12 protein-coding genes are annotated in these 8,780 nt (G+C 42.4%); 7 read left to right on the top strand and 5 right to left on the bottom strand.

What is annotated here, in order from left to right; all coding sequences use genetic code 11:
• The 4 genes from B3O33_RS04205 to B3O33_RS04190 all read left to right on the top strand — a co-directional run.
• On the top strand, positions 1-620 hold a 620-nt coding region (locus B3O33_RS04205), incomplete at its 5' end, for a hypothetical protein (protein WP_292363024.1).
• 10 nt (positions 621-630) lie between these two features.
• The gene (locus tag B3O33_RS04200; protein WP_292358970.1) at positions 631-1,029 is read left to right on the top strand and encodes a hypothetical protein; all 399 of its coding nucleotides are present in this window, start codon (positions 631-633) and stop codon (positions 1,027-1,029) included.
• Entirely contained in the window at positions 1,029-2,090 is a 1,062-nt protein-coding gene (locus B3O33_RS04195) for a LamG domain-containing protein (RefSeq protein WP_292358971.1), read from the top strand. Before B3O33_RS04200 ends, B3O33_RS04195 begins: the two co-directional genes overlap by 1 nt.
• Positions 2,091-2,099: 9 nt before the next feature.
• Positions 2,100-4,280, top strand: coding sequence for a hypothetical protein (locus B3O33_RS04190; protein WP_292358973.1), 2,181 nt, complete (start codon positions 2,100-2,102; stop codon positions 4,278-4,280).
• Here the strand turns inward: B3O33_RS04190 and B3O33_RS04185 are convergent.
• The 5 genes from B3O33_RS04185 to B3O33_RS04165 are packed head-to-tail and all read right to left on the bottom strand — an operon-like array spanning position 4,277 to position 7,392.
• Positions 4,277-4,960 (bottom strand): hypothetical protein, encoded by a 684-nt coding sequence (locus B3O33_RS04185; RefSeq protein WP_292358975.1) that lies wholly within the window; start codon positions 4,958-4,960, stop codon positions 4,277-4,279. The genes B3O33_RS04190 and B3O33_RS04185 overlap by 4 nt on opposite strands.
• 23 nt (positions 4,961-4,983) lie before the next feature.
• Complete coding sequence (locus B3O33_RS04180) at positions 4,984-5,274, bottom strand: hypothetical protein (protein WP_292358977.1); 291 nt, start codon at positions 5,272-5,274, stop codon at positions 4,984-4,986.
• Positions 5,275-5,291: 17 nt separating this feature from the next.
• Complete coding sequence (locus tag B3O33_RS04175; protein ID WP_292358979.1) at positions 5,292-6,077, bottom strand: hypothetical protein; 786 nt, start codon at positions 6,075-6,077, stop codon at positions 5,292-5,294.
• Between the two features lie 12 nt (positions 6,078-6,089).
• The gene (locus B3O33_RS04170) at positions 6,090-6,635 is read right to left on the bottom strand and encodes a DUF4124 domain-containing protein (protein ID WP_292363022.1); all 546 of its coding nucleotides are present in this window, start codon (positions 6,633-6,635) and stop codon (positions 6,090-6,092) included.
• Between the two features lie 13 nt (positions 6,636-6,648).
• Positions 6,649-7,392: a hypothetical protein gene (locus B3O33_RS04165; protein WP_292358983.1), complete on the bottom strand. Its 744-nt coding sequence runs from the start codon at positions 7,390-7,392 to the stop codon at positions 6,649-6,651.
• A 133-nt stretch (positions 7,393-7,525) separates the two neighbouring features.
• Here B3O33_RS04165 and B3O33_RS04160 point away from each other — a divergent pair, with 133 nt between their 5' ends.
• The 3 genes from B3O33_RS04160 (at position 7,526) to B3O33_RS04150 (ending at position 8,638) form a co-directional block, all read left to right on the top strand.
• A complete protein-coding gene (locus B3O33_RS04160) occupies positions 7,526-7,696 on the top strand; it encodes a hypothetical protein (protein ID WP_292358984.1) in 171 nt (56 codons plus the stop codon).
• A 131-nt stretch (positions 7,697-7,827) separates the two neighbouring features.
• Complete coding sequence (locus B3O33_RS04155) at positions 7,828-8,277, top strand: phage regulatory CII family protein (RefSeq protein ID WP_292358986.1); 450 nt, start codon at positions 7,828-7,830, stop codon at positions 8,275-8,277.
• Positions 8,270-8,638 carry a hypothetical protein gene (locus B3O33_RS04150; protein ID WP_292358988.1) on the top strand — a complete coding sequence of 123 codons (369 nt, stop codon included), beginning with the start codon at positions 8,270-8,272 and terminating at the stop codon, positions 8,636-8,638. Before B3O33_RS04155 ends, B3O33_RS04150 begins: the two co-directional genes overlap by 8 nt.
• The last annotated feature ends 142 nt before the right edge of the window (positions 8,639-8,780 follow it).

Here is an 8,780-nt window from a genome sequence, read left to right as displayed (position 1 = left end):
GGGTTGATTTGTCAGGCGTGTCTCAACCATTAACGATCACTGATCGTATTGAAGATATGGCTGTTTTAACAGATGTTCAGATTACTGGTCGACTTGGGTTATCTCAGCCGTTAACTCACGATTATGAATTGGGCGAAACCTTAGTCTCAAATGCGATCGTTTATGGCGACATGTTTGCACGAACCAGTGTTCCATTTGATCAGCAAACCTGGACGGGCGTTTGGTCTGATCAGCGAATAGGCTCAGATACCGTCGGTCAATATAACAATGGTCAATATCCCATTGAAGTAGACAACGCGAGTGCCATTCAAGAACGCTGGGCATTAATTTTTACCAGTGCGAACACGGTAAATGTCGTGGGTGAGAATGTCGGTCAGATTTTGTCTGCAGTTTCAATCAGCTCGGATATATCGCCCATAAATCCTAATACATCACAGCCCTATTTCACATTGCCAAGCGAAGGCTGGGGTGCGGGTTGGTCAAGTGGCAATGTGTTGAGGTTTAACACCATCGCTGCAAATGCACCTGTCTGGATCATTCAATCTATCGCTCAAGGTGAAGCCACTGATGATAACTATACTTTCTGCCTCGAAATCCGCGGCGATATCGATACACCATAGGATCTGAGTCATGGGTATCGGTTTATCAACTAATCTCAGAACCGCAAGAATGTCGCTTTTAGCGAATGCATTAAATGGCGGCCTCATTGAATTCTATTCTGGCACACGGCCATCAACTGCTGCAGCAATAACCGATCAAACGCTTTTAGCCACCTGCATGTTCAGTGACCCTTGTGGTGATGTTGAGAATGGCACGCTGACATTTGATGAAATTCAGGATGATATTGCTGCAGATGATTCTGGCCAAGTGACCTGGGCACGAGCATATGATTCTGAAGATGGATTTGTGATGGATCTTGGCTGTGGCTTAACAGGATCTGGTGCTGAAATTATTTTAAATACCGTGGATGTATTGGCTGGAGGGGTTTTGAGGGTATTAGGCGGGACAATTTCAGAGGGCAATTTATAGTGGCTATCCCAACAGTTGGTCTGAAGGCCTATTGGAATTTCGAAACCATAGTCGGCAATACAGTTACAGATGAAGTCGGAAGTTTCAACGGGACAAAAACTAACGCCGATCAAGTACCAGGTTGGTTTAACAACGGTATTCGATTTTATAGCGTCCCTAATTCCAAAATGGAGACTAATGCTGGTCCGTCTGATGATATAAGCATGTCTCTATTCTTTAAGCGAGATGGGCTTCCGTCCGCAATCGAAGTGCTTTGGTCGCAACAACAAACTTCTGTACCAAACTCAGCATCATATAGAGGGATGTTATTTATTAATGACCGCGTTCAATTTTTTGCCCGTAATAACACTGGGGCAGGTGTTTCAATTGGAACTCCTGAAGGGTCCTTAATCGATTACTGTGATGATAAGTTCCACCATGCCTGTCTTATTGAAGATGATGATGGCTTTCGAGCCTATATAGATGGTGAATTGATTGGTTTTCAGGATGGTTATGTAAGAGGGACTTACAACAATAACTTAAGATTAAGTGGCCGCATAAGCTTAAACGATTTACCGTTCGATGGTATTTTGGACGAAGTGAGATTGTATGAAGTAGGTCTCTCAACAGCACAAGTTTTGGCGCTGTTAGATGAATTTACGTATACACAAATTAATGGTGTTATCGACGAAAACTTAGCTGCAGAGAATTGGAAAATACATTGTCACCATGCCATTACGGGGGAGTTGACAAGCTTAATATCAACTACAGAAACTTCATTTAACATTCAAGTTCCACCCAGTCGTCGTGGGCCACAAATTTTAACCGTTCTCCCGGATTATGGTGATCAATGGCTTCCTGATAATGACTATGTTTTGGGTGAATTTTGTTTTCCCAATGATCCCTCAACAACTCCCTATTATTATCGATGTATTGTTGCCGGTACGTCAGATGAGACGGAGCCACTTTGGCCATCATCACCAGCTGGTGCAACTTTAATTGATGGCGATGTGCAATGGGAGTTGGTTGAGAGGATGGTTCAACCAATTACACATGGGCCGCTTATACCTACGGCTATTTAGGACCGGGTAATGGACTATACGCCGGGCAATACTTTCGATTTTGTAAGTGGATCATATTCTCCCACAACAGTATTTGATTTTACTGTCGAAACCCCGGATGAAACGCTCGCAACCATTACTGCGGTATTGGATGGCCTGTCTGCATGTATCCAGGCGGAACATGTTCGGTTTTTTGCAGAGATTGGGGCAACTCTTGAGGATATGGTTGGTGGTCTCCTTGCAGAGTATGACGTTAATGTTCAGCGGTTTATTACTACGCGCCCAGAAATACGCTGGCAAGATGCCACTGCAGGTGTTGGGCTTCAATCGCTCTTAAGCCGAGACCAAGCCACACGCAATGATCATAAGGCGATCAGCGTTCAGCAACAGACGGTACCGGCGAATATAAAAGCAGTGCTCGAAACCGACCAGGCGATCCGGATGGATGGCCAATTACAAATCGATATCGAGCAAGCCACAGCTGTGCGGGGCAAAACTGAATTGGTTCGGGAGCAGGGCACTCGAACTGAACGTAGCCTATGTGCTCGTAATGAATCAACCCTGGTACGAAATATCCGTAATGCAGTCGTGCATCAGCAGATGACAAAGGTGTATCCCGATCGTTGGCTGGTGCTTTTGCAAGATAGCAGCCGTCATCAATTTGATTTCACTCGATTGGTATGGCTGGAGCCACCCCCGGAATATCGCTACACACCTAATACCAGCTTCAGCTTTGAGCAACATAATTATGATCTGCAGCCGGAGTATGCCTGGACATTTGGACAGACGACTTATCTGGCCAGTGGACACAATCTCGGTGTTATTCGTAATGAATTTGATAGCCATTGGCAGCCTGCAGCCTGGCAGGAAATAAAATTGTGTTCAATCATCGAAATAGCTCGCCGACCACCGCCAGGTAAAAGCCCCTGGATTGATCCACCACGTCCAGACCCAGAACCAGAACCACCATCCGGTGAGACTTATGAAATACCCATTCGGGAGACGTACGCCATGAAACATACTATCAGCGTGACATTGGAAGACCTGACGCCAATTGACCTGGCTGACATAAAATTAAATTTTGATGCTGATAGTTTTGCCTGGTCCTTTAGTGCAAAGCTGCTCGATGTCACTCAAAAGCCATTAGTCAAACCGTTACCCAATGGCGATAGTGTCAAACTCATTATCACCATCAATGGTTATGTCTGGCATATTCTGGTTGAATCCGTAAAAGAGCGTCGGCGATTTGCATCCCAGTCAGTGGATATTTCTGGTCGTAGCGGCAGTGCATTGTTATCCGGGCCATATCGACAGCCCGAAACAGGCACACAAGGCGATTTGCTGGCCATACAACAACTGGCCGAATTACATTTACCCAATGGCTGGACATTAGATTGGCAAGCCGTAACCTGGAATGTACCTGGCGGGGTCTATAGCTACCAGAACCGAACCCCCATTCAGGCCATTGCTGATATTGCGGATGCTGCAGGTGCGATCGTGGTTCCTGCTAGAGATTCGCAAACGATTAAAGTGATACCGCGTTACCCAGTATTACCTTGGAATTATGAAAACGTCTCACCAGATATCACGGTAACAGCGGATCCACTTCTTGAAGTCACTGACCGACCAACGACACGAGTAACCGCCAACGGTGTCTATGTTCATGGTGGTGAATTAGCCGGGGTATTAGGTTTCTGCCGTTTAAATGGCACAGCCGGTGATGTGTTAATCCCCACAGAAAGCAATGAACTGATGACCGATGTGATTGGTGTCAGGGCAAAAGGTGAACGTTTGTTAGCTGGCCAGTACATCCAACCCGATATTGAAAGCTTTCAATTGCCCATGGATGGCATTGATATTCCCCTCATCGAAGTCGGTTCATTTGTGGCCATAGAGATTGGCGAAGGTGAAACCAGAGGCATCGTGAACAGTATCGAGGTGTCATGCCAAGGCCCTGAAGTATTGCAGACACTGTTTATCGGTGAAGAAACCAACAACCAATGGTTAGCATTCAGAAGTTTACTGCCTAAAGATCCTTTACTGATCGGCACACTAATCAGCACTGCAGGTAATGCCAGCGTGATGCAATTGATTGATGGCGGCGTGATGAATGTGCGAGGCACAGGAACGGTTGGGGAAGAATATTATATTCGCACTGGGCAAATTCAAGGTGAAGCGCCGAATTTGGTTCAAGAAGAGGTAGTGATTTAGTGTTGAAGAAAATCTTCAAAAGTAAAACTATCACCATATAACGAGTTATATTTTATGATTATTCTAGTGGCTTTAAGTGCTGCTTTTGCTTGGTTACGCATCGTTCTCATATCTTCATCAGATAAATTTTCAACTAATTCTGGTGATGGAATAGACAGCTTCATTATGCATATCTTCTCATTTGCAGAGATAAGTTGCTCTTTTGCTAAAGACTCAATAATTCGGTAAGGACGTCGAATATAATTTGTATGAACTGCCTTTAAGAGTTCACCTACATCTTCAGAGTCGGTATTTTCCATAAAAGCTGATTGTATATATCGATCCATTCCTGCGACATCTAGATTAAATGGGATTATTTTATTTTCTTTTGTATATTCAAAATAAGCCTTATCAATTTCAGCAGGTCCCAACCCGTTGTTTATAATTCTAATTTCAAAAAGTTCATTGTTTTTAGGATCTTGTGTAGGAGAATGTATCAGCACTTGTAATCTAGGTAGCATATTAAGTTTATTGTGCTTAATGCTGTTATTTAGTTGCCAGACTGTTACGACTAGAGCACAAACTGCAATAACTATACTTGGGGTATGTGAGCTAAACTCTATATTGAGAGTAAGGTTTTTAAATGTGGGCGAAAGATATACCAATATTCCACCAAGAAAAATTCCAAATAGCGTTAGCAATATGGCATTTCTTCTAGATATCATCAGTAGTAAGAATCTCTGATGAATTTTTTATAGGCTTTCCAACCAAATATAATGGCAATTCCTAAAAGCCCCAACGGGATAAAGTAGTAGACCCATATTAATCCACCTTCTAACACACTTTTGACCATAGTGTTATTTGTTTGCTGAATAGATTGGGCGTAATTAAAAGCGTAAATACTACCCATCACAAAAACAAATGAGATAAAAGCACCAATTTTCCAACTTAATGCTGATATTTCTAACAACATGTCCATGATGTTATCGACCAATTTATTATTTCTTCTAGCCATAAATACTCCTTTTAGCTTTACTCGTTTGATTGTTCTGGAGTTGATTCTAATTCAGAGGGTTTTATTGGTACTAACTCTTTATCAGCAATGTCTATCTCACCATTTACTTCGGGTATAGTAACTATCTCTACCGGAGTTATGTTTGAAGGAAGCTGGATTGGAGCAATACTAACTGTATTTTTATTAGCATCAGGTTTTAAATATGAAGAAAGTGGCAGCCTAGCCCATTCATAATTGTGCTCAATGAACCCAATACTAAAAAGGGTTACAACTAATAGCATAGCTCCAAGTGTTCTGAAAAAAAACAAACGAAATTTAGCTGCCCAATCAGCTCTTTTTTCGATATCAATTTCCTTTTGCTTATAACGTAATTTTTGTTCGAGCTCAGATGTATGCTGCTCAAAATCCCGCTTATGATTTAGCAGAATAGATAAGGCATCTCTATTAACCTGAAAAAACCTATATTCGAAGTTGTCATCATTGTCGAGCTTTTGTTCTATTATTCGAAGGTTATCTATTAATACTTGTATTTCTTCCTCATTGATAGATGCTAATCGTTGTTCATAATTTACCTCAGTTCGATTCCTATCAAACTTTTTAAATACATTAGTTAATGTGTTTATAGGAGACACAGACTGAAGGTTAGCTATTTCAGCTGTGCTGTTGAAAAGACTCTGATTTGACTTAGCTAATTTTGCGAAGTGATCAGAAATACTTTTGGCTGGTTTTTTAGGCAATGTGTCATTTTTTAAATCACTGATAGATACTTTTTTTGAACTACCCATTTCTTCATCTTTATCCATGAATCACACCTTTTATTGGTATTCGATTGGAAGGATAGACTGTCGATCGCCGAATTCCAAAATTTTCCCTGCATCATTAAACCGCACTAGTTTTTCATTGAGCACATAACCACCAAAGCTATTCGCTGCTCTGAATCGGATATGGCTTTTATAGGTGAACCCACTCGTCACGGTTTCTACCCATTCGAGGTCTTTAAGCGAGTCGGGATCTTTCAAGTTTGTACGCAGGTAGCCATTCAGGGACTGAATCATTTCATCTGTTGGTTCTGCAGTTGACCAGCGAGCAAGCTCTTCTTTGGTCTTGAGCTGGTCTTCTTTTTGGGCGAAGCTTGGTTCAGCATTACTGGAACGGGTCTTATTCTCTTTGGCAGCATTAGCCTCTTGCCTTTCCCTTTCTGCCCGTTGTTTATCGGTTTCACGCTGCCATTCGGTAATTTGCTCAGCATCACACGGCAGTCCCTGAAAACTGACATTCCCAGCAGCATCGGTACACTTATACATTTGAGCTTGAACAGAAGGGGCGAGGAGCAATAAGCATGTATAAAAGATTCCTTTCATAATCTAGCAATCCTTATCGAAGATTCCTTGTTATGCCTTGAACTAGCTTCTTATTATCATCGGTTAATAATCGATAATTTTTCAATAAAATCTCTTCATCCATAATTTCAGATGATGGATCATTAACTTGATACATATTTGCTGAATTATTTAAGTCTTTAGCCTGATATTGATGATTCATTGCCTTACGTTTTGATATAGGGATGATTTCAGCCCTATCCAAAATGGCCGAGGGTTTACGTTCGGCGATCCAATACGTTCCCACTTGACCCGTTATGATCTTATCCAGTGTTTCAGCTTCAATATCTAGCTGTTTTAGTATGGTGGCTTGTGAATAGGCAACCTTTAGGGTTTTGTCGCCAGCATGAGGTAAAACTTCGAGCAGTGTGTAGTCAATAAACCCAATGCGAGGCCGCTTGTGCTGGGCTGGTTGGGTGAGAATGATAGCTTTGTCATAACCATCATTAGCGATATATACCGTCCATTGTTCATCTTCCAACATAAGTGAAAGCAGCTCACTGCATTCATCATCATTATGAATATCGGCAACGGTGAAAGGGGGGCCAGCATCCTCTTCAAGCCATGAGCGTGACACATTCTCACAATGCACTAAGGCTGAAATCAACGCTTCAGACTCTGTTTCAACACCGGATTTTATATCCCCAATCGTCTTTTTAGATATCCCAAGCCCCATTAACCACGGGTAATAGGGCCGCGTGAAGCGAACAAAATCAAGCTTTTCTAAAATGTTGGGCATAAATAATACCTAAAGTTGTTGACACCCATTTATGATAGGTATAGATTGTCCCTAAAGATTAAAACAATAATTAATAAATCCGTTAAAAGTAATAGAAATATTAAATGAATAATCGCCGATTATGGAGACAATCATGTCAACAGTCCAGAAAATTGAAGTTCAGAGGTTGCAAGCAGATTTACCTAAGCCGTTGATGAAACGTCTAAAAATGCGCGCAATTGAAGAAGAAACGACAGTGACAAAAATAGTTACTGATGCCGTTGTAAGCCACTTAAAAAGCCAATCTCACAAATTATCAGCATAGGGAACTGGATAGGACGGCAACCCTATCCAGTAATGAGGCTGGCTTCGCACACCTTTCCTCTGAGCTATGCTCAAGGTCAATACTAGCCAGCCCCTTAAACATACACCAGTCGAATTTAGGGGCAAAACGACATGTACGATCCAATAGAAACTGCAGCATATGACCTGGTACATGATTACCGTGGTGGGGCCAAAGCGCTCGCTTCAAAGACCAATATGAATGCTGGAACGCTCCAGCATAAAGTTAATCCCTCAATGGAAACCCATCATCTGACCCTAAAAGAAGCGGTCATGTTGATGTTGGTTACCCAAGATTTCCGTTTATTACATGAGATATGTAGCTTGCTCGATCATGCTTGCCTGTGCTCAAAACAGTACACCGGTATGGCAGATGCTGAGTTTCTGAATCATTTCAGCCATGCAGTAAGCGAGTTTGGTGGCATGGCCTCAGCCATCCATCACGCCCTGGAAGACGGCAAAATCACCACCACCGAAATCAGAACAGTCCGTAAGGAAACGCTCGAAGCCATTGCAGCAATGGCTTCTATACCTGCACGTCTGGAGGGTATGAGCGATGGCTAAAGTATTTTTGATGCTTAATCCCACACTCATGATGGGCATGGCCAAGCGTGTCTGGTTGGACGTTGGGGATGTTATTCAAATAAGCCAGGCTCATGAAATCCATATCAGCCGTATCCGGTTTGATGACATCGACCAGAGTGAAAACCAGCTCGTTTTAACCGAATTACTGCACGGCAAGTCACAGCACGAACATATCGTTAAAAACGGTCGTTGGCTGCTTTTACCTACCCGTCGAGGTTATATCGAGATAGTGCCTAAAGCTATTTCATTTAATGCGAACGGCAACGTGGACAAGCTGTTGGTGGATATCAACGAGACACCTGCAGCGAATCTCACACACAACATTTCAATAAGTTTTTAGCCGGCTGTATTCAGCTTCGCAGTCGGTTTTTTTGTGTACTGCAGGAGGGCGTTATGACAGAACACACATTATCAAAAACGATAGATCGCTATTTAACCGTGAAGGAAGAAAAGCAGCTATTCAAAGTGGTTGGTTCTATAAA

The organism is Methylophaga sp. UBA1464 (assembly GCF_002325665.1).
Lineage (GTDB): Bacteria > Pseudomonadota > Gammaproteobacteria > Nitrosococcales > Methylophagaceae > Methylophaga.
Note: the sequence above shows the minus strand (reverse complement) of the source record. Positions and strands in the feature narration are given on the sequence as shown.